The organism is Methanobacterium sp. (assembly GCA_030017655.1).
Lineage (GTDB): Archaea > Methanobacteriota > Methanobacteria > Methanobacteriales > Methanobacteriaceae > Methanobacterium_D.
This window is the reverse complement of the sequence record JASEIM010000008.1, coordinates 43,671-65,765: the sequence shown is the minus strand read 5'-3', so window position 1 is coordinate 65,765 and position 22,095 is coordinate 43,671. Positions and strand designations below refer to the sequence as shown.

The 22,095-nt window shown below is 29.6% G+C and carries 21 protein-coding genes; 12 read left to right on the top strand and 9 right to left on the bottom strand.

Going from position 1 to position 22,095, the window contains the following annotated elements:
* Positions 1–275: 275 nt before the first annotated feature.
* From QMD61_05305 to QMD61_05290, 4 genes are all read left to right on the top strand, one after another.
* Positions 276–1,544: an ATP-binding protein gene (locus tag QMD61_05305; protein ID MDI6724044.1), complete on the top strand. Its 1,269-nt coding sequence runs from the start codon at positions 276–278 to the stop codon at positions 1,542–1,544.
* 828 nt (positions 1,545–2,372) lie between these two features.
* The gene (locus QMD61_05300; GenBank protein ID MDI6724043.1) at positions 2,373–2,729 is read left to right on the top strand and encodes a hypothetical protein; all 357 of its coding nucleotides are present in this window, start codon (positions 2,373–2,375) and stop codon (positions 2,727–2,729) included.
* Positions 2,730–2,754: 25 nt separating this feature from the next.
* Positions 2,755–3,189 carry a response regulator gene (locus QMD61_05295; protein ID MDI6724042.1) on the top strand — a complete coding sequence of 145 codons (435 nt, stop codon included), beginning with the start codon at positions 2,755–2,757 and terminating at the stop codon, positions 3,187–3,189.
* Positions 3,190–3,351: 162 nt separating this feature from the next.
* Positions 3,352–4,422, top strand: a complete 1,071-nt coding sequence (locus tag QMD61_05290; protein MDI6724041.1) for a response regulator — start codon at positions 3,352–3,354, stop codon at positions 4,420–4,422.
* A 657-nt stretch (positions 4,423–5,079) separates the two neighbouring features.
* On the opposite strand, the gene QMD61_05285 is transcribed toward QMD61_05290, so the two are convergent.
* From QMD61_05285 to QMD61_05270, 4 genes are all read right to left on the bottom strand, one after another.
* The gene (locus QMD61_05285) at positions 5,080–5,697 is read right to left on the bottom strand and encodes a hypothetical protein (GenBank protein ID MDI6724040.1); all 618 of its coding nucleotides are present in this window, start codon (positions 5,695–5,697) and stop codon (positions 5,080–5,082) included.
* A gap of 397 nt (positions 5,698–6,094) precedes the next feature.
* A complete protein-coding gene (locus QMD61_05280; protein ID MDI6724039.1) occupies positions 6,095–6,895 on the bottom strand; it encodes a metal ABC transporter permease in 801 nt (266 codons plus the stop codon).
* Between the two features lie 26 nt (positions 6,896–6,921).
* Positions 6,922–7,671 carry an ABC transporter ATP-binding protein gene (locus QMD61_05275; protein MDI6724038.1) on the bottom strand — a complete coding sequence of 250 codons (750 nt, stop codon included), beginning with the start codon at positions 7,669–7,671 and terminating at the stop codon, positions 6,922–6,924.
* A 39-nt stretch (positions 7,672–7,710) separates the two neighbouring features.
* The gene (locus tag QMD61_05270) at positions 7,711–8,604 is read right to left on the bottom strand and encodes a zinc ABC transporter substrate-binding protein (GenBank protein MDI6724037.1); all 894 of its coding nucleotides are present in this window, start codon (positions 8,602–8,604) and stop codon (positions 7,711–7,713) included.
* 121 nt (positions 8,605–8,725) lie between these two features.
* On the opposite strand from QMD61_05270, the gene QMD61_05265 reads away from it, so the two are divergent.
* Positions 8,726–9,109 (top strand): CopG family ribbon-helix-helix protein, encoded by a 384-nt coding sequence (locus QMD61_05265; protein ID MDI6724036.1) that lies wholly within the window; start codon positions 8,726–8,728, stop codon positions 9,107–9,109.
* Between the two features lie 62 nt (positions 9,110–9,171).
* Here the strand turns inward: QMD61_05265 and QMD61_05260 are convergent, their stop codons facing one another.
* Complete coding sequence (locus QMD61_05260; GenBank protein ID MDI6724035.1) at positions 9,172–10,107, bottom strand: glycosyltransferase family 2 protein; 936 nt, start codon at positions 10,105–10,107, stop codon at positions 9,172–9,174.
* A 612-nt stretch (positions 10,108–10,719) separates the two neighbouring features.
* Here QMD61_05260 and QMD61_05255 point away from each other — a divergent pair.
* Positions 10,720–11,547: a DUF3473 domain-containing protein gene (locus QMD61_05255; protein MDI6724034.1), complete on the top strand. Its 828-nt coding sequence runs from the start codon at positions 10,720–10,722 to the stop codon at positions 11,545–11,547.
* Positions 11,548–11,674: 127 nt separating this feature from the next.
* Positions 11,675–12,877 (top strand): glycosyltransferase family 4 protein, encoded by a 1,203-nt coding sequence (locus tag QMD61_05250; protein ID MDI6724033.1) that lies wholly within the window; start codon positions 11,675–11,677, stop codon positions 12,875–12,877.
* 58 nt (positions 12,878–12,935) lie between these two features.
* Here the strand turns inward: QMD61_05250 and QMD61_05245 are convergent, their stop codons facing one another.
* Complete coding sequence (locus tag QMD61_05245; protein MDI6724032.1) at positions 12,936–13,166, bottom strand: hypothetical protein; 231 nt, start codon at positions 13,164–13,166, stop codon at positions 12,936–12,938.
* A gap of 342 nt (positions 13,167–13,508) precedes the next feature.
* Between QMD61_05245 and QMD61_05240 the strand changes: the two genes are divergently transcribed.
* The 5 genes from QMD61_05240 to QMD61_05220 all read left to right on the top strand — a co-directional run bounded on the left by QMD61_05240 (position 13,509) and on the right by QMD61_05220 (position 19,307).
* Positions 13,509–13,970 (top strand): hypothetical protein, encoded by a 462-nt coding sequence (locus QMD61_05240; protein ID MDI6724031.1) that lies wholly within the window; start codon positions 13,509–13,511, stop codon positions 13,968–13,970.
* Positions 13,971–14,462 carry a metal-dependent hydrolase gene (locus QMD61_05235; GenBank protein ID MDI6724030.1) on the top strand — a complete coding sequence of 164 codons (492 nt, stop codon included), beginning with the start codon at positions 13,971–13,973 and terminating at the stop codon, positions 14,460–14,462.
* A gap of 153 nt (positions 14,463–14,615) precedes the next feature.
* The gene (locus QMD61_05230; GenBank protein ID MDI6724029.1) at positions 14,616–15,854 is read left to right on the top strand and encodes a glycosyltransferase family 4 protein; all 1,239 of its coding nucleotides are present in this window, start codon (positions 14,616–14,618) and stop codon (positions 15,852–15,854) included.
* Between the two features lie 51 nt (positions 15,855–15,905).
* Positions 15,906–16,943, top strand: a complete 1,038-nt coding sequence (locus QMD61_05225; GenBank protein MDI6724028.1) for a glycosyltransferase family 4 protein — start codon at positions 15,906–15,908, stop codon at positions 16,941–16,943.
* A gap of 24 nt (positions 16,944–16,967) precedes the next feature.
* Positions 16,968–19,307: a DUF2206 domain-containing protein gene (locus QMD61_05220; protein ID MDI6724027.1), complete on the top strand. Its 2,340-nt coding sequence runs from the start codon at positions 16,968–16,970 to the stop codon at positions 19,305–19,307.
* A 172-nt stretch (positions 19,308–19,479) separates the two neighbouring features.
* Here the strand turns inward: QMD61_05220 and QMD61_05215 are convergent, their stop codons facing one another.
* The 3 genes from QMD61_05215 to QMD61_05205 all read right to left on the bottom strand — a co-directional run bounded on the left by QMD61_05215 (position 19,480) and on the right by QMD61_05205 (position 22,077).
* On the bottom strand, positions 19,480–20,010 hold the full coding sequence (locus QMD61_05215; GenBank protein MDI6724026.1) for a hypothetical protein: 531 nt from the start codon (positions 20,008–20,010) through the stop codon (positions 19,480–19,482).
* A gap of 216 nt (positions 20,011–20,226) precedes the next feature.
* Entirely contained in the window at positions 20,227–21,558 is a 1,332-nt protein-coding gene (locus QMD61_05210) for a flippase (protein MDI6724025.1), read from the bottom strand.
* A gap of 42 nt (positions 21,559–21,600) precedes the next feature.
* Entirely contained in the window at positions 21,601–22,077 is a 477-nt protein-coding gene (locus QMD61_05205) for a dTDP-4-dehydrorhamnose 3,5-epimerase family protein (protein ID MDI6724024.1), read from the bottom strand.
* Between the last annotated feature and the right edge of the window lie 18 nt (positions 22,078–22,095).

Sequence of the window (22,095 nt, the reverse complement as noted above, 5' to 3'; positions counted from 1 at the left end):
AAACATATTATCCAATTGAAAATTAATAAGTATTATATAATATTTTTGATTTAATATTTTTAGTATATTATAAATATTAAATATTTACAAATAATATTACACTGGAATATATATCATAAATGGCATAAAGGCGTACTGGAAGGTTAAAAAAAGGATTATTTTGTCCTATTATTCGTTTTAACACTTTCTTATGCTATATTAAAAAATAGTATATATTAGCATGGTACGTGCATTTCCATAATGCAAGTATGTAATTACATATTACGAGGTATTTGATGACCAAGGCTGACAAAATTCAGGATATTACTGAAAAGTTATTGGAAGAGGCCTATGGAGAAGGATACATCAGTGAAAATATTATTAGATTAATTAGTGAACTTCGAATTTATCAAGCAGAATTAGAAATGCAAAATAATGAGCTTCAAAATGCCCTTTTAAATCTGGATAAATTCAGGAGAAAATATTCTGATCTTTATAATTTCTCACCTGTCGGATTTTTTACTTTAAATAAAGAATTAATAATTACCAACGTAAATTTAGAGGGTACTATACTATTAGGTCGGGATAAATCAGATATTATAAACAGATTATTTGAACTTTTTTTGGTTGATGATTCTTTAAATAATTTTTCCAGATGTATGAAGAAGACTTTAGAAACATGGGAAAATCAGGAATGTGAAATTGAACTTATAAGAGAAGATAATACTCACTTTTATGCTAATATAAAAGCAATGATTATAATTGATGATACGGAAAAGTTTAAAGGATTTCAGATAGCTGTAAATGATATTTCAGCTTATAAAATGTTAGAAGAATCAAAAGATAATGAAAAACATTTAAAAAAAGTAATAAATAAGTTAAAAGATTCTAATGTCGAATTACAGAATTTCTATTTTATTACAGGCCATGATCTGCAGGAACCACTTCGTACTATGGCCAGCTATGCTGGACTTCTTAAAAGACGATATAAATGTAAATTAGATAAGGATGCAGATGATTTTATAGAATATATTGTAGGTGGAGCATCCAGAATGCAGCGTATGATTATAGGATTGCATGATTATTCTCATTTAGGAAATAAAAATTCAAATTTAGAATATTTCAGTGCTGAAGAAGTACTTAAAGAGGTTTTATCTAATTTACAGTATACTATTAAAGAATGTCATGGAAAAATAACATTTGATCAACTACCGATGATTTATGGTGATAAAAAGGAAATTGGCATAGTTTTTCATAATTTAATTGATAATGCTTTAAAATTCCGTAAAAAGGTATTTCCTCCCATAATACATATTTCAGCACAAAATAAAGGCGATGAATGGTTATTTTCTGTAAGTGATAATGGTATGGGAATAGAAGAAAAGTACTATGATAAAATATTCGAGGTTTTCAAAAGATTACATCCAATTGGTGAATATAAAGGTGTTGGGATTGGTCTTGCTATAGTAAAACGAATCATTAATATTTATGGTGGTCGTATTTGGGTAGAATCAAAATTAGGAATTGGTTCAACTTTTTATTTTACTTTATTAAATAAAAATTAAATTTATTTATGCATCCAATTAAGTACAGAATTGATATATTTTTATTTTAATAAAAAAACCACGTTAATATGGATTGCCCTGGTCATTATTGGCTATGGCTTAAAAAAAATTCATATTAAGTTTAATGTAGTATATTATTATTTTATATTTAATTATAATGCAAATAGAAAGTTGTGAGGAGTTTAGTGGCCCCTGATATTATGAATTTCCTCACAACTTTTTTTTAGTCATAGTTTTTGTATGGAAATCCTTTATGCAGCGGATTATATACATTACTACAACATAATGCATATCTATAGTATTGGAGGGAAGTTATGAGTATTCCCCGATTTCCTCATAACTTCAACTATTTATTTATTTGTAATAGTTAATATATTTTTTGTATTAATATTGCTTTTTCTAATTTAAAAATTTTAAAATAAATAATAACCATTAATTAAATTATTAATTGTGCATACAACATTTAATGATAAAAAATTAATTATAATTGAATATATTGAACTTTGCAAATCATATACTCAGTATATTCAACTATTTGCATGCCACAATCCATGGTTACCATAAAAAAGCCTGTAATTTTTAGAAAAATCATATAAAAAAATCTAACCATAACTATTTTTATGACTAAAACTATTCATTATACGTGGAAAAATAATTGATATTACTGTATTTATATCAGCTTCATTATGCAGACTTAAATTAAGAAAACTTTACAAATAATGAAAACAAGAATAACTCTTACTGATAATAAATTATATTTTAATATGTATAAACCATTTGAAAAGAATATTCATAATAAGAATTATTTCGTTTATAACGGTGATATTGATGGAAATTTTATGGTTCTACATCGCTTTGGCGCTTGCCATAAGTGATGAAGTCCACAGTAAAATAATGTGGAGCATCTTCGCTGATTTCTATATACTGCTTGCAGGTATTATTAAAAGAAATGTAGTATCAAATATAAGACTATGGGTCATTCATGAGGGTATAGAAGCTGTATTCCACTTAATTATTATTTCAATTGTATTCCTATCACTGGAAATTGGCATACTGGCCGCATTAGTCCATATGATGGTGGATCTTTATCATGAACTTGCAGGGCTTAAAATGACTCATTTGCAGCACAGAGCACTGCATTTTACCATGGAATCCATATTTTTCATAATTGTATTTGCAATATAGATTTAATATTTGGGGGAGATATTTAATGACAGATCCAATAAAAATTTTATTGGTAGAGGATAATCCTGCAGACATTCGTTTAATTAAGGAAGTTTTTAAGGATACAGATTCAAATAATGAAATATATGTTGTTAAAGATGGTGTGGATGCACTTAATTTTTTAAATAAAAAAGCAGGTTTTGGAGACGCACCTAAGCCTGACATAATTTTATTAGACCTTAATTTGCCGCGTAAAGATGGTCGTGAGGTTTTAAAAGAGATAAAAGAGAATGATAACTTTAAGTATATCCCAATAGTAGTTTTAACAACTTCCAGTTCAAAAGAGGATGTTATAAAAACTTATGGTAATCATGCGAATTGCTATATTACAAAACCGGTTGATTTTGATCGTTTTCTTAAGGTTATCAGATCTATTGAGGATTTCTGGCTTAAAATGATAGAATTACCCAGAATGAGTTAGATATATCATAATTTAACTTATTAATAATCTTAAAGCATTTCATCTATAGGTATTGTCTAAAATATTTAAGGGCTAAAATATTTAAGGGTTTATAAATCTTATTGAGGTTGAGAAAAATCGAAGATTTTCCGAACCACAAATTCAAAGAATTTGAGGCTTAATATGGAAGAAAAACTTATTAAGGTTTTAATAGTTGAGGATAATTTTGAGGATTTCAGAATAATTGAAGAAATGCTCAAAGAGATAAAAAACCCTGTATTTGACCTTTACCACTTTCAAAAACTCAATGATGGATTAAATGCCCTTGTCAAAGAAGAATTTGATATACTGCTCCTTGATTTAAATCTTCCAGATAGTACAGGTCTTGATACTTTCGCAAGTGTCTATGATCAGGCCCCGGAAATACCTGTTGTAATATTAACTGGCTTCGATGATGAAGATCTGGCCATTAGAGCTGTAAGAGAAGGTGCTCAGGATTATCTGGTTAAAGGGCAGGTAAACAGTCTTTTATTATCAAGATCTATTTCTTATGCAATTGAACGTAAACTAATTGAAGATGAATTAATACGTCACAGATATTATCTGAATGAACTGGTTGAGCAGAGAACTGAAGAGCTTGAAAATGCTAATTTAAATCTTCAAGAAGAAATTCAAGAAAAAGAAATACTTATAGAAGAGATTTACAGGCGTATTCAATTTACTTTAAAGTTAATTTCAGGTATTATTGGTCTGGATCCCTCCTTAATTAAAGAAGAAGATATACATGATCTTAATATTAAAAACCAGACCCGTGTAAATGCAATAACTCTGCTGCATGATATACTGGAGCAATCTGAGGATTTTGCAATGATCAATTTTGATAAATACGCAAAAGACCTTTTAAAATATTTATTTGAAATATATGCAGTGGATGAAGGCCTTGTAAAGGTTAATATGGAAATGCAGGACATTTTAATGGACATAAATACTGCTATTCCATTAGGATTAGTTTTAAATGAACTTATATTAGATAAATTGAAAAATAATGCTTCCGGGATATATATAGACTTGAAAATGGAAGATGATGAAGTTTTTAAACTGTCTTTAAATTCCGATGTTGATGATAAAAATAGTATTGAATTAAAAACTCCTGAATTAAGATTTATTCAATCCATACTGGAACAACTTGGGGGTTCCGTTGATTTTGTGGATATGGGGGAAATCGTCATCCGATTAAAAGAAACCAAGATTTAATTTTAAAAGTGGCGGAATGTCCTAAAAATTCTCTTAACTGCACTACTATAGATAGCTTTTTTGATCTTTTCAGTTATACCATCAATCTTTATTATATAGACATTCCTCCGTACTCTAATCTGGTTTTTAAGAATTATATATTTTATTATTACTATATAAATAAGTATCAGGTATTTTTATATTGTTTTCAATTGTTAGCACACTTTAAATGTTTAAAAATGTTTTAGAAAAAGATATTATTTAGAATCAGTAAATAATTAATTTTAACAAATGTGCTTATATTAAGTTTATAATAAAAATCCAATTATTGTAGTGACTAAATTAGCTGTAATGGAAATAAATAACGCCTTTTTGTAATTTAACTTAAGTAGTGACATTATTAAAACACTTTCAACTAAAGTAATAATTAACTCCATAAAAAAAATGTTATTAAGAACGTTTAAATAACCATAGGTTGCAAGTGGCACTGTAATGGAATTTATAAGTGCAGAATATAAAAAAAGCTTCAAAGGGTTCTTTTTAATAAAAAATAAGTAAATGAAAAATTCAACAACAATTGTTATTAGCCAGGCAAGCATTAACTGATTCATTGGAATTACTTTAATTTATTGAATATATGAATTATACCAAAGGATGAGAATTTCCTAAGACAACTACTCATCTTAACTTCCTTAAAATGAAAATAATACCAATAGCAGTAATGGCTAAAACAGGAATTAAAAAGTATATATTGCTAATACTATTTTTTGAAGGCTCAGGTAAAACATCTTGATTTTCTATAAGTTCCTCTTGAGTAGATCCGTCAGAATAATAATAAATTACTTTAGATTTTTTAATGTTCATCTTATTATCATTTATGGAGGTTATTTCAAGCTCTAAAAGAACATTATCAAGAGGATTGTCCATTCCAACATTTCCATAGCTTCCATCAAGCTTTATATCAGAAGATATTAACTTTGAATTATTATTAAAGAAATTTTGAAGATCATCCATATTTTTCAATTCTTCCTCATTTAAATCTGATTTCTTAACAGCATATATTGAAACTGTGCTTAACTTATAAAAGCTGAATTCTTTGGAAGTAATAATTTCAAGGGATGGTGAAGGAACTCCATGAGCTAAAAAAATATATTCAGGATAATCATTGATGTTGGATATCTTATAATCATAGTTAATATTTTTCATTCCAGGTTCTATTACATCTGCAAAAGCTGCAGGGATTAAAGCCGCAAAAATCATGATATAGAGGGATAAAATAACTGATGTCTTATTCATGAGCGTATATTCAATTTCTTTATTTATATATGTATAGAATGGTGGATTATATGGTCTAATGTGGCTAATAAAAATTAAAATTTCAAAAACTAATGTAAAATAATATGTAGAGAGAAGGCATAAAGGAGGTGAAAAGAATGAATGAAGAACATTTTAAAAATAATTATTCATTTTACTTTTCACCTAGACTAGATAAGTCCTATTATACAATTATAATCACAATAATAAGAGTTTTTCTCAGGAAAATTGTGACTATTTTCACACATTTAAATATTTACATATTAATATTAATAATTTATTAAAATATGAATAAATTACAGATGTTATATTCCGAATAATATGATTATTTTCTATAAATAATAGCTTTAAAGATGCTTATTAGTCAGATTAAATATTATCACCAATATTTTTTTATGAGTGAAGAGACAATAAATGCAATTCCTAAAACTATAACTATAGTGGCGCCTGAAGCTAAATTAAATATATATGAGAGCCATAGGCCTGTCAAGTTTAAAATAATCCCCAAAATCACCGAAAATACCATCACCTTGTTGATGCTGCTGGTATACTGGGTGCTTATTGCTGCAGGAATACTTAAAAGGGCAATAACCAATATAACCCCTACAACTTTTATGAGTACGACAACACTCAGGGCAACAAGACATAAAAGGAGTAAATATAGATATTCTACTTTAATTCCAATTGCCTTAGAAAATTCTTCATCGAAAGAAATAGCAAGAAACTCCCTGTTAAATAAGAAAACAGTGGCCACAATTATCAGATCTAAAATGAACATTAAAATTAAATCGGAGTCCGGAACAGTGAGTATGCTACCAAAAAGATAGCTGAATAGATCTGGAGCAAATCCTGGGCTTAAATTAATAAATATAACTCCTAATGCCATGCCAGTAGTCCATAGGATTCCAATAGCTGTATCTTCGCTGACCCTGATTTTTTTATTGATTAATCCAATACTTATTGCAGAAAGAATGCTGAAGGGAACTGCAGCGAAAATGGGATTGATACCAACCAAGTATCCCAGACCAATACCACCAAAGGCTGCATGTGAAATTCCCCCACTAATTGATACTATCTTTTTAACAACAACATATGTACCAACCAAGCCGCAGGCTATGCTTACCAGAACTGCTGCGATAAATGCGTTCTGCATAAATCCGTACTGGAGAAATTCTAACATTAAATATCCTCGATTTAAATATTATTTTATTCATGCTTTTTAAACACTCTATGTGGGACCCCATGGCCTATGATGTCTATGGGGCAGTTGTAAGTTTTCTGTATTGCATCTGCAGAGCCTTCAGGAGTGCCATGGTAAAATAATCTTTGATTCAAGCATGCTATTTTATCCACATATTCGCAAACCACACCAACATCATGAGTAACAAGTATTATGGTCATTTTCTCCTTTAATTTCAATAAAAGTTCATAAAAAGACTTTTGCATTTTAGGATCAACACTTGCAGTTGGTTCATCAAGAAGAAGTATTTTAGGCTCTCTTGCAAGGGCTCTTGCAATAAAAATTCTCTGCATCTGACCGCCAGATAGTCTGCTGATTTGTCTATCCTTAAATTCAAGCATGGAAACATCATTCAAAGCATTTATAACTGCTTTTTTATCATTTTTATTGTAATTTTTTAATAATCCATTGTATCTACCCATTAAAACCACATCAAACACATTGATGGGGAAATTCATGTCAAAATGAGCATTTTGGGGCAGATAACCCATTATATCAAGGGATTCTTTAGGGATTTTACCGAAAATGTGTATTTTACCTTTATCTGGTTTGATTAAATTTAAAATTGTTTTGAGCAGGGTACTTTTCCCTCCTCCATTTGGCCCTATAATGGCTAAAAAATCTTTTTCGTTAACAGTTAGATTAATATCTTTAAGAATATTGAATTCATTGAAATTTACGTATAATTTTTCTATTTCAAGTGCTTTAGCAAACATTTATATTCCTTAGCCTGTATAAATGATTTAAAGTTTATATTAATTATTTAAAGCTTTATTAAATGAATCTGCAACTTTATTTAAATTTTCAATGTAGTTCTTATCAAGATCATCAACGGTAATTACCTGGCCCCCTATTTCTGAAGCTATTCCATCTGCATTTTTTCTACTGTACTGAGGCGAAATAAAAATAATTTTTATTTTTTCTTTTTTTGCCTGGTTTATAAGACTCGCAATTCCCTGCGGAGTTGGTTCTTTACCATTTTTTTCTATTGCGATTTGTGTGAGTCCATAATCTCTGCAGAAATATCCCCATGCCGGATGATAGACCATTATTTTATTGTTTTTATGGCCAGAAAGAGATTTTCTTATACTTTCGTCAGCTTTTTCTAATTCTTTCAGGTATTTATCTTTATTTGCTTTATAATAATCTCTATTTGCGGGATCTACCTGAATTAGGCCCCGATAAATATTTTCAACCATTATCTTTGCATTTTGCGGGGAAACCCAAACATGTGTATCATATTCATTATCTCCCTCATTTTCGGTATTTGGTATGAAATTTATTCCCTCAGAACAGTTTAAAATAACCATTTTTTTATTAGCACTGCTTATTTTGTCCATCCAGACATTTTCAAATTCAATTCCAGATCCAACTTCTGCATAGAGTTCTGCCTGACTCACATCATTAAGCTGATCTGGTAATGGCTCATATGTATGGGGATTAGCGCCTGGAGGAACCATAACCGTTACTTTAACTTTATCGCCGCCAATTTTTTCAACGAATTCTGCCTGTGGGGGTATACTTACTATTACGCCGATTTTATCGTTATTTGTATCTAATTTACTAATTGAGGCAGAATAAATAAATGAAACAGCAATTATAGTGGCAGTAAGAAGCAATAATATGATTAATATCCTTCTTGTTTCCATTAAGGTCACCGGAGGTTATTTTTAATCTATTCCGATTATATTAAGTAGTTATTAATATTTAAATATTATGTTAATAAAATTTATCAAATTATTTATAGTAAGTTATTAAATAATAATTATCATGCCAATAATCAGCATATCTTTAAATGAGAAATTACTGGAAGAAATCGATAAAATTAAGGATGAAATCGGATTTTCAGGAAGATCAGAAGTTATAAGGGCAAGTGCAAGGATGTTAATTGCTGATAACAAAGAAAAAGAAGAATTAAGCGGCGAAATAAATTCTATACTTGTCCTGATCCACAATCAGGAAGTAGAAGATAGAGTAACAGAAATCAAGCATGATTTTGAGGATATTATCAATACACAAATACACAGTCATTTAAAGGAAAATAAATGTATGGAAATTTTTATTCTGGATGGATCGGCCGATAGAATTAAAGAATTATCAAAAATGTTTCAGAAAAGCCGTAAAATAGATTATGTTAAATTAATTGTTGTTTAAACAGAGATAAGTGTATTTGACAAATATTAATTCCTAAATTAATTTTAAAGACTCTGTTGAAATTATTTTGCCTTAACCCATTCATAATCATTTTCCAGTTCGATATTATAGTTAGAGTTCTTTGCATTTCTATTTATCATCCTGCTTATTGAATCGATTATTATGCCTGTGAATGCTAAAAATACTCCTCCTAAGGTAAGTAATATTGCGAAGAATGTGGGAAGCAGACTTGTACTCAGGTTGTTTATATAATCACCGAAGAAAATTAAACCCAATGTGATTCCAACAGTAATTATTATTGTTCCAGGAACTGTGAAATAGAACAATGGTCTTTGAAATTCCAGATCATTTATTATTTTCATTAAAACTCCTAATCCATGACTTACTGGATTTTTTGTGGAGCCATCAACATCATAACGAACTCCTATTTCCACTTCTTTTATATTTAAACCTGCATTTGCGGCATCAACAAGCATTTCACTTTCAATACTGAAATCATCATTGTTAAATCTAAAAATAGGGATAGTATGTCTTGCAAATGCACGGAATCCGCTTTGACTATCTGTAATGTTAAGACCACTGTTTAAATTGGTGGCTTTATCAAGAACCGTTTGTCCAATGCGTCTATACGAAGGCGTATCCTTATCATGTCCGTTCAAATATCTGCTGCCATTGACGATATCAGCTTCCCCTTTTAGAATTGGTTCTAATAGATTTGGTATCTCTTCAGGATTATGCTGTCCATCTGAATCCATAGTTACTATAACATCGAATCCATCGATAGATCTAAACCCTGTTTTCAAGGCTGCACCTTTACCTTTGTTTAAGGGGTGTTTTATAACCCTTGCTCCTGCCATTTCTGCTATCTGGGCTGTACGATCTACACTACCGTCATCAATAACTATAACTCGGTCCACGTAGTTTTTTGTGTTTAATACTATGCTACCGATTGAAACCTCTTCATTATATGCTGGTAGAATGGCAACAATTTTTTTCATCTTCTTTTCTCCACTATGCCAATTTAAGTAATAATTATTTAAAATTTTATATTATAATATTAAGTTATTAACTATTTATATAATTATCTATTGCTGATTATCATTAAAATTGCTATTTACAGTGATAATTTCATTATTTAAAACTAATTTCTAAGTTTGCACCCTCAAAAGTAATATAATATGAATTTTTAAATTCAATATCCCTATAAATTTTTATCAAAATCACATATAGCTTTATTAAAATAACTATATCCGAAATTATGTTTATTTCATCCTGTTTTTGATTAAAAAATATATTAATATTAATTTAATCTTAAAAAATAATTTAATTCTTAATTTTTGTTTTTTAGCATATATAACTCAAATTTATTTTTAATTCAACGTATTATGGATACGTGGAGTTTAAATGAAATAATAATATCAATATGGTCATTGAATTCATTTTTATTACAATAGATGTCCCAAAACATTGCAATAAGCTTCTGATTTTTTTTTCTATACTTAATATCCTTTTCTTGTAATAAATATGATACGAAAATTATTTAAATTAGTATTACATTAATAATATATTAAAATAATAATATAAATTATTAATAAATTGGTGTAGATAACATGCAACTTTCAATTACTGTGGATGTAGAAGAATGGTTTCATTCCAACTGGTTTGATGCTGAAAAGATAATTATTGAAAATTACAACGGAAAAACTCCTAAAACTGACGTATTAAAAAAAACAGAACAACTAATTACATTATTTGATGATTATGGAGTTAGTGGTACCTTTTTTGTTTTAGGAGAAACTGCAGAAAACTATCCTGAAATAATTGAAATGTTAAAAAGCAGCCCTAACGAAATTGCATGTCATGGATTTTATCATAATAAAAAATACAAAAATGCAATAGAATTCAAAAAAGACATTCAAAAGTATAAGGATGAAATAATATCGGACTTAAAGGGATTTAGATTTCCTAATTTTGATTATTCAATGGAAAAATTGGAAACATTATTAAAAGAGGGTTTTAAATATGATTCTTCTATTGTTCCATGCCTGAAAATTCCTGGATGGTATGGTAATCAGGATGCCCCAATACAACCTTTTAATATGCCCTTAAATAATGGAAAAAAAATTTTAGAATTTCCATTGTCAGTTTTGCCTTTTTTAAGATTGCCGGGGGGTGGGGGATGGTTTTTACGTAATTTTGGTCTTTTATGGACAAAAACTGTGCTTAAGTACTCCCTAAAAAAGACAGGCTATGGGGTTGTTTATATTCATCCATGGGAAATAAGCGATAAAAACCCTGAATTTGATGATATTTCATTTCATGTTTTTAGAAATTCCGGTTCTAAAACGTTGAATAATCTGAGGAAATTAATTGAATATTTTTCAGATAGTGAACTCATAAGTCTGTCAAATCAGGCCTATTGGGGAAATGCAAAATGATTAAAAGAGGGTATACTTCTATGATAGACCATTGTATGGGATTAAAAACAGCAAATAATAAGAATATATGCATCAAAATGTATGAAATTAATAAATATGTTTTTATCATTTATAAGGGGGTTCAATAATGAATGTATTGTTGCTTGCCCCTGAATTTCTTCCAATATGGGGAGGAGTTGGAAGTTATGTAGTTGAATTATCAAGAAACTTACCAAAAGATGTTAATATACATATTGTAGCTCCTCAAAGATTTGGTTTTAAAAACGAGGCCTTATCTACAGATGATTATAATCTGGAAACCATTTTTCCAGATAATGTGCAGATTCATTTTATAAGTGAAGCGTATGATACGTTCATGTATAATGCTAAGTTCCAGTACGCATGTTTTAAGTGTCTCCCCAAATTAATAAAAAGAGAAAAAATAGACCTTATACATACCCATACAGCGCAGATGCCTGATATATTGCTTCAATTTAGAAACATAGACATTCCTGTTGTAACTACATTACATACCACTATAAAGGGACAAAGAAAAGCTTCAAGTGATTCTGGGCTAAGGTTTTCACAGCTAGAATTTTCTGAAAAAGCCACTTATCTTCTTTATCCTCTTTTAGTTTCTTTAGAATATATTTATCACCAGAAAAAAAGGAACTACATAGCTGTTTCCCAGTGGACAAAAAATCAGGTTGTGGACAGTTATAATATAGATCCATCCTCCATTGAAGTGATACACAATGGAGTTAATACCGATAATTTCTGCCCAAAAAATGGAAAAAATTCCCATGATATATTCCCAAAACTTGAAGATATTGATGTTCCAGTTGTTCTGTCTACTTCCAGGTTAATTGGTGCCAAAGGTGCCTCATTTTTATTAAAAGCAATTCCCAAAATATTAGATGAGGTTGATGCTCACTTTTTATTTGCAGGTACAGGTAAAATCGGGTTTGATATCCCTGAAGATAGTTTCTCTTACGTTGGATATGTTGATTATCTTAAGATGCCTTACCTGTACGCTTCTTCGGATATATTTATCTTATCATCGTTATATGAAAACTTTCCAATGAGTGTTCTCGAATCCATGTCCAGCGGTATTGCTACAATTTCAACTGAAGTTGGCGGAGTCCCTGAAATTATAAAAAATGGTAAAAACGGTCTGTTAATTCCAAGGAGGGATGTTGATGCTATTGCAGATAGTATAATCAAACTGGTTAATAATGATAGCAACAGGAAAAAAATAGGTAAAAAAGCCAGGAAAGATGTGGAGAAAAATTTTGACTGGAAAAATGTTGCAAATAAAGTAAAAAATTCTTACGAAAAAGCAATTGCATAAACTTTATTTTTTATGTTTTACAACCCCATACAGTTCCATGAATATATAATTTTAGATTTTAAGCTACATCCAACGCTTTAGAAGCGATCATGATGATAAATAGTAGTAAAAGTGGATATATTGCAACTCCAGATACTTTATTCAGTAAATTAGTATATTTATTTGGAGTATCATCATTAGATAGGCTTTTTATTATTAAAAAGAATATGAGGGCAATTGTTATTAAATAACTGTAATCCATTAACGGCCATTTATTTATATTATTAAGTAATATTATGTTAAGCATCATTGTTTTATCACCAGTTTGATAATAATATATTATATTAATTTAGTATTACTATTTTATAAATTTTATGATTTACTTATATGCTCATTAATTAAAAAGATGGCAAAAAAGATTATATAATTAAAAAAAGTGGGATTAATAATAGTATAGAGCAATTTAAAGTCATAAGCAGTGTTTTATTTAAAATATTATACTTTAATGACATAAAAAAAATATCATTACAGGGTTCATATTATTAAAAATAGGTTTAAATTATCTTTATTTTGTTAAAAATATTAATATTGCTTTAAAAGCATATAATAATAATAGTTAATATTTTATATCATTATTATCATAAAATAAGCTATGAAAAAGGATAGGGTCTCTGAAAAAATTTTGATTTTTATTACCCTTATTTCTATTCTATTAATTCTCTGTGTTAACTATTATGAAAATTATGAACCCCATTTAGAATTTTCACCATCTCAATTAAATATAACAGGAGAACAGGAATCTAATGAATTCACAATTTTTGGGGAAGTAATCAGACATCAGGAGTATGGTTTCGATCTTCTGGATGAGGATAACAACATGATTAAGGTGGAATCCGCAGCAAGACCTGAAATTGGATCTGAAGTAGAGGTAATGGGGGCTTTCTTTATTACAAACTATTTTAAAGGGGTAAAGGTTGTTAAAATAAATAAATTAGGCTATGAAACGATATTTTTAAGATCTATAATTGGACTGGTTGTAATTGTAATTATTTTCTGGAGATACTGGAAATTCGATTTTAGACATCTGGAATTTATTAGAAGGAAGGAGAAATAAATGCCTGACTGGATAACACATATTTTAGTGGCATGGTCCATATGTACTTTGCTCGGAGTTAAATTTAGGCAGTTTAACTCCGAAAACACTGTCCTGTGTATGGTTGGAGCATTGATTCCAGATATTGTAAAAATATCAATACCACTTCTTTATTTCGATATATACAGCTATTACTGGCTTGCAGCATTACACACTCCTGCAGGATCTTTAGTTACGGCATCCGTATTATCATTATTCTTTAAAGATAAAAGGATGGCATTAATTTTATTTATTTTGGGTTTAAGTACTCATTATATGCTGGATTTGCTTCTTCTAGATATGAACAGCGGAGTATACTTTTTTTATCCATTTTCATGGAGTTTATGGCAGTTCGGTTTAATATCAAATTTTGATATCAATGTAACTATTGCTTCTATACTTTTAGCTCTAATTGTATATGTATTATCATTTAAACTTAAAAAAACAGGATTAATAAAAAGTAACAAAGCATAAATATGACTTAATTTCTTTTTTAAAACCTTTGTTGATGTTTTAAGTTATAGTAATTTGAAGGGAGTATATAAGAGCACTAAATATATTAATAACTTATTATCATAATATATTATGTGGTAAATTTTAATTTGTAAAAATAAAAAGGTGAATTAGATGAGATATGTCCTTATAACATGGTTACCTTTTTCATTAACTGAAAAAGACAGATTTAAAGTAGATATTGACGGCTGGTACTGGGAACTAAAGACCCATTCAGAGCATTTTAAAGATCTGCACGTTTTTGCCCCTATGAAAAAAGAAATTATACCAGATAATGATGATCTGACCAACGTATTTTCTGAAGATGAAATTAAATTCCATGCACTACCTTATTTTGAAAATCCTCTTCAATTCATGATTAAACTTCCCAGAATAGTATCAACAATCAGTAATTTTATTGAGAAAGATGATATAATTCACAATAAGGCCACAGCAATACCTCCTATAGGACACATTGTAAATTACGTCTGCATGCTCAGGGGCTATAAAAATAGACTCCTTATATATGACGCCGATTTTATAGCTGATCTTGATCTGTACATGGAATCTTCAAATAATATATTTTCAAAATCCTTCTATCTACTATTAAAATATTTTTATTCACCAATTTTTAAATTTTCCATCAGGAAAACACCATTAACATTTGTAGGTGGGGAAAATCTTCTTGAAAGATATAAAGACGAAGGAAATGTCATCAAATACAACACTTCATGGGTTAAAAAAAGAGATATTATTTCTAAACAACAGTTGAAGCAAAAACTGGAAAATAGATCTGAAGAGTTTGTTAATCTATGTTTTGTAGCTTCATTAATCCCTAAAAAAAATCCGGCATGTGCAATTGAAGCTGCTAAGATTTTAAAGGAAAGAGGAATACCTTGTAAATTAAACATCCTTCCGGTGCCATACAGAGGAAGAGAAGAGACACTTGAAGAGGAATTAGAAGAACTTGTCAGTAAATATGATCTTGAGGATACTGTGAAATTCTGGGGTATACTTCCCTATGGAGATCCTTTTTATGAAGCATTAAGAGAACATGATGTAATTTTAGTTCCAAATTTGAGTGGAGAAGAACCCAGAATAATTTATGATGCGATGGCGAACGGCACAGTGGTAATAGGTGCTGATTTAAGAAGCTTTTCTATTATTTCTAATTATTCAAACGGTATTCTATGTGATCCTCAAAATCCCGCCTGTTTTGCAGATGCAGTTGAAAAATTATACAAAAACAAGCAACTGTTAAATGAAATTGCATATAAAGGCCTGGAAACAATGGAAAAGAATTCTATGGAAAGCATGCATGAAGGTCGGAAGAAACACATTCTAAAAACATTCTATAATCGTCCTGTGGCATGATTTCTGCAAATTGTGCTTAAATTTTATTATAAATAGAAATGAGGATATCTTATGAAAATAGCTATAATATCAGGATCGGATATTTCTGAGGATAACGGGATTTCAATAAGGGCTAAGCGGATTTATAAGGTGCTTAAAGAGGAACATGACGTAATAATTCTTTATTCCAATCAGAAAAATTTTAAAAACATTTTTTCAATATTTATGGAAAATTTATTCTGGAATTTAAGGCTTTTATATTTAATTCCAAAAAATAAGCTTGATGCAGTTTATGTTTCCTCAGATTTCCTTGGATTTTTCAGTATTTATTTTTTATCTAAGTTATTAGGATTTAATATTATATTTGAAGCCCATGGAACCCTTTCAGAGGAGAATATTAACAAAAATAGAAATAAAATAATAATTAAAACCACTCAGTTTATTGAAAAATTTGCTATAAGCAAATCTGATTATGTAATTGCATTATCTAAAAACATCTATGAATTCTACAGTAGATACAATAAGAATATTGCATTGGTACCTGTATTTATTGATGAATCCATTAAATACAGGATAGGGGACAATAAGGAGAAGGGGTACAAATCTATAGGATTAATAGGTCCATTTGACATGCCTGCGAACAGGTATTACCTGGATTTTGTTTATAAAAATATAGATAAATTCAATGAAGATATTATTTTTCATGTTATAGGGTCCTGTGATTACAGAATAAATAGTTCTAAAATTAGATACACAGGTTATATTGAATCTTATTCTGAATATTTATCAAAAATAAATTCCATGGATCTTGTTCTGATACCGTCAAAAATTTCCACATCAGGACCGCTTAATAAGATTTTAGAGGCAATGATGTGCTCTACACCAGTTTTAACCACACCTGAGGGTACATATGGTATAGATGGCGTTAAACACCTTGATAATATTCTGATTGTTAAAGAAGAAGAGATAATCAAAGAAATTAACGGAAATATTTTTGATGAAAACTTACTGGCTAAAATAAGTGCGAATGCAAGGAATTTTATTGAATATTACTACAGTAAAGAAGTAAATGAAGAGAAAATCCTTAAAACCATAAAAAATTTTAATTAAAATGATTCTATCAGGTTATTTAACATGAAGGTTATAAATATATTTAAAATGAATAATTGGGACATAAAAAAGTTTTTGAAGGTAATTTTATTAATTCAAATAACTCTTTTTGCTTTTATCATACTTGAATATGCTGGAATTCAAATTCCCGTGTTAAGACAGATAACAGCTTTCGTTTATCTTACATTCATTCCGGGTTATTTAATTTTAAGAATTTTAAAGATGCATGAGTTAAAAACCATTAAAATAATATTGTATTCCTCAGGAGTAAGTATTGCCAGCCTCATGTTTATTGGATTTTTAATGAATCTGATTTATCCTGCAATGGGGATAGAAAATCCAATTTCATTGACTCCATTAACCATTACCATCAGTGCATTTGTCTTAATATTATCCTTAATCAGCTATAAAATCGATGATGGATTTAAAAAAGAGGAATTCATTGATACTAATGATCTTTTTTCACCATGGTCTTTATTTTTGGTTATTCTCCCCTTCTCAGTAATAACAGGCACATATCTGGTTAACTATTACGATATAACTTCTCTTTTAATGTTTACGCTGTTTATAACATGTTTAATACCAGTTTTAATTGCTTTTGATAAAATACCTCACAGATATTATCCTTTAGGAATTTTTACAATAGCACTTTCTCTTCTCTTTCATGCATCGCTTATTTCCAAGTTCATTGCAGGTTATGACATAGTCCAGGAATATCATTATGCAGATTTAGTCCTTAAAAATTTATTCTGGGATCCTTCTTTGTTTAAAGAATATAACAGCGTTCTAAGTGTGGTAATACTGGCCCCTATTTACAGCATTATATCAGATTTAAGTTTGGCATCAGTCTTTAAAGTTATTTATCCTTTTATTTATTCTCTTGTTCCTGTAGGTATATATCTAATATATGAGGAGCAGACCAAAGATACCCGGGTGTCTTTTTTGTCAGTTTTCCTTTTTATGTCAATTGCATCATTTTTCCTTGAAATGGTATCCAATGCACGTCAGGAAATAGCAGAGCTTTTTTTAGTTCTTTTATTTATTTTAATCTTTTTCAGGGAGAAAAAGCAGGTTTTATACATTATTTTTATTTTAGGAATAGCAGTATCCCATTATTCAATTTCTTTTATGTACATGTTTATTTTCCTTGGAGTATGGGTCTTACTTGGTATCTACAGGAATTCAAAAACATGGAATATCATAAATAAAATGTCGTATAGTCTTTTATATTTCATTATTTTAAAGCCAAAGAATGCCTATTCAGTGAATAATATCCCTGAAAACTCAAATGATAATTTAAAAATAAATGATGTGATGGATGAAATAGCTTTAAGGTCTAAAGTTGAATATTTCCTTGATAAGTTTTCTTATCTAAAAAACACACGTATCAATATATATCTGGTGATATTATTCTTTGTAGTATCTTTATCATGGTACATATACAGTGCAGATTCTTTTACATTCATTAATTTAATCGATGTGTTTAAAAGTGCTCTATTTAAGCTTTCAGAGCTTTTAAATCCATATTCTTCACAAAGTCTGGAGCTTATTTTAGCAGAATACAATTCTCCAGCACGTATGATAGAGAAATATCTTTATTTAATAACTCAATCTCTAATTATAGTTGGTTTTTTAAGTGTTCTTTTTAAAAAATACAGGAGTGAATTTGAAGATTCATATCTTGCATTTTCACTTTTTAATTTAATTGTTTTATTTGCCTCTATAGTGCTTCCAAATTTAGCAGGATCGTTTAATACTTCCAGATTTTACCAGCTGTCCCTGTTCTTCCTGGCTCCTTTCTTCATTATAGGGACTATAGTTTTCTTTAAATTCTTTATAGATAAAGTTAAATCACTTCAAAATAGAAGTTTTGAGCATTCACTAAAACCCTTAGCAGCGTTTTTAACCATTTTTCTATTGTTTAGTTCAGGAATTGCCATAGAATTTACCAATGATTATTCAAAATCAATGGCATTTGATAAAGATGATTGGGTATTTTTCTTCCAGCATGATCAGGATGTAGCATCTGCCCAGTGGCTTGAAAAGCACTCTTCTGGACAGATATATGCTGATTATTTTAGTCTCATTTCCTTTGTAACCTTTGGTTACACTAAATCCGATAGGACAGCATGGGGTGGGATAAACGATACCACATTTGACACTAAGGAACTTTTTAACTGGACCGTAATATATCCCAACGATTATATCTATGTGCGTTATGGGGATGTGGAAACCCTGAAAACGCGTAGCAATAATCCATATTATCCTGTTGAAAGCGGTAATTTTACTAAAAAGATGAATAAGATCTATGACAGCAATTCAGAGATTTACAGATCTTCAGATCCTATATATCTTTTTAAATAAACATAAAAATATAAATATGCAGCATATGCATATGTTTATGACTTTTTTAGGTAATATGGCATGTCTTTAAAGAATATTACAGGGTGGTTTCATAATATTTAAAATATTTTTTTTTATTTGCAGAGGATGAAGCCAATAATGTGTGTATAATAAAAAAATATAGTAGTTTTTTTTAGTTTAATTGTTTTACGACTGCAGGAATACCTACAGCTATAGAATATGAAGGAACTTCCAAATTAATCACAACAGAATTAGCTCCTACACGGGAATTAGGGCCAATTTTTACGTTTCCAAGAACTTTAGCACCTGATCCAATCTTTACATTATCTCCAATAACAGGATATTCATTGCCCAGCTTTTTTAAGCCTATGGTAACTCCCTGGAATACTGTAACGTTTTTACCTAATACTCCGCCACCTATAATTATGCATTGGGGGTGTGGAATAAAAAATCCTTCACCAATACTGGTTGTTTCTGAAATTTCAATGGGGCAGACAATCATGCTGATGGAACGAACCAGATAAAAAAGGAAACTATTTTTTTTATAGAGCGGACGGTAAATTCTGTAAAATATAATGGATCTGGTTCCTCCATGAAATATAAAATAATAAAATCCAATCAAAAATCTCATCAGGGATGATTTACGCTGTTCATATCTTGGCCATTTTGATAGATCACTTTTTATTAAATCTAAGGTACCCATATCATAATAATATCTTTTTTAAAGTATATATTATTTATGCAATTAATCCTCTATCCATTAATATTAATACTTAAAACCTTAAGAAACCTATAATCTCAATGGTTTTAACGGAGCTATCTATTATGGACTAATAACAGGAATAATTATATTTAATATTTTTAAATTGATTCATGGATTATGAAAAAGGTAACAGTACATTTTAAAGTCTTAATAAGGTTATTTACCGGAATTTTTTAAATTGAATATTCCTGAAAATCCTGTTTTATAGTCAAGTAATTTAATTCCCTTTTTCTGGAGAAATAGGAATGTATTAAGAGTAACAAACATTTCTGTTATTAAAAAGGCTACAGAAACTCCTATCTGCTGGAATAACGGAGCCAGTATGAATGCAAGAACAACATTTAGAATGCCTGCAAAGAGTAATATATTTGAATATGCCTTTTTATAGTTCAGTGTTAGCATGGTCTGGACACCGAAAACAGTACTCAGGGCGATAAGTAAAGGTAGGAAGGCAAGTATTCTTAATACGGCGATTGATTCTTCATACTGGGGTCCTGCAAGTAGATTGATAATTAAACCTGCTAAAATAAAAATTACTATGGATATAAATCCTGAGAATCCTCCCATAATAAGGATCATTTTTTTTATGAATTTAATTCCCTCTTCCTGAGATTTATCAATAGTTTTACTGATATATGGATAAATAGACTGCGATATTGGATATAGGAGCCCTGCTGCAGCTATTATGATTTGTTCAGCAACTGCATAATATCCTACAATAACGTTATTGGTAAACAGACCTAAAATGAAGGTGTTTGTCGATCTATATAATCCGAGGGACATTGTTGAAATAAATACATGCCATCCCTCATAAATCTGGTATTTAATGCTTTCCTTTGAAGGTCTTTTAATTTCCAGGTTAAAATGGTCAATAGCAATGTAAAAACCTATACCTCCAGCAATAATAATGCCCAGTGAATTTATCAGAGGAACATAGATATAATCTGAAGGATTCCTGATAAAAATAAATATAGCAACGGTGAATATGATTTTAGAAAGCAGGAATAGCATTGTAATATATTTCATCCTTTCCATACCCTGGAAAAACCATATCGGGAAAAGTATATTGCCTATAACCGTTCCAAAAGTAAGATAATAAACCAGCCATTCATCTCTAAACTGGCTGAAACCAAAAATAATCCCTGTAAATAATGCAAGGCTTAAAATAAACAGCAGACCCTTCGTAATCATAACTGAAGTAAATATCTCCGAAATTTTTTCTCGATTCTTCTGATGGATTGATACTTCTTTTGTGGCTGAAAAATAGAATCCATAATCAGTTAAAAAAACAAAGTAAGTGATAAATGCAGTTGCAAATGCTATTAAACCGAATTTTTCAGGTCCGAGCACTCTTGTTAAGTATGGAAAAGTAATCAGGGGTAAAATATAACTGGCAGCTGTTAAACCGGATAATGAAACAAAATTGCTTATTATTGTTTTATAATCCTTGTTTAATAGAATACCTTTAACAACGCCTTTAATATTCATTTTTTTATCATCTCTGGAACTTGAAATTACCTATTAAAATGATTACTCAAATTTTATTTCCCAGTCATAATCTATATCCTTTGTAAAGGGATCTTTTCTTGATATTTCATCGGGATGGTGTGGGATGGAAGCACAATTTGCTACAATTGCAGTTCCATTCCCTATGCCTTTAAAACCATTCCAAACTAGTCTAGGTACCTTTACAAGGATGTAGTTATCATCACCCATGAAAATCTCCATTAAATTGCCCTTTGTGTCTGAATCTTCCCGATCATCATATAATACCAGTTTTATCATTCCCAGTATAACAGCATAGTTCAATATCATCTCTTTGTGAATATGCCAGCCTTTCACAGTGTCAGGATAAATCTTGGAGAAGTAGATTTCACCAAAATCACTGAAAATCTCTTCATCAGATCGTAACATATGGTAGATGCTCCCACGTTCATCAGGGATTTTTTTTAGCTTCTTAATTTTCACACCACTTATCGGATTTCCTTTAACTCCTTGAACTTCCATTAAACTCTTATTTTCATA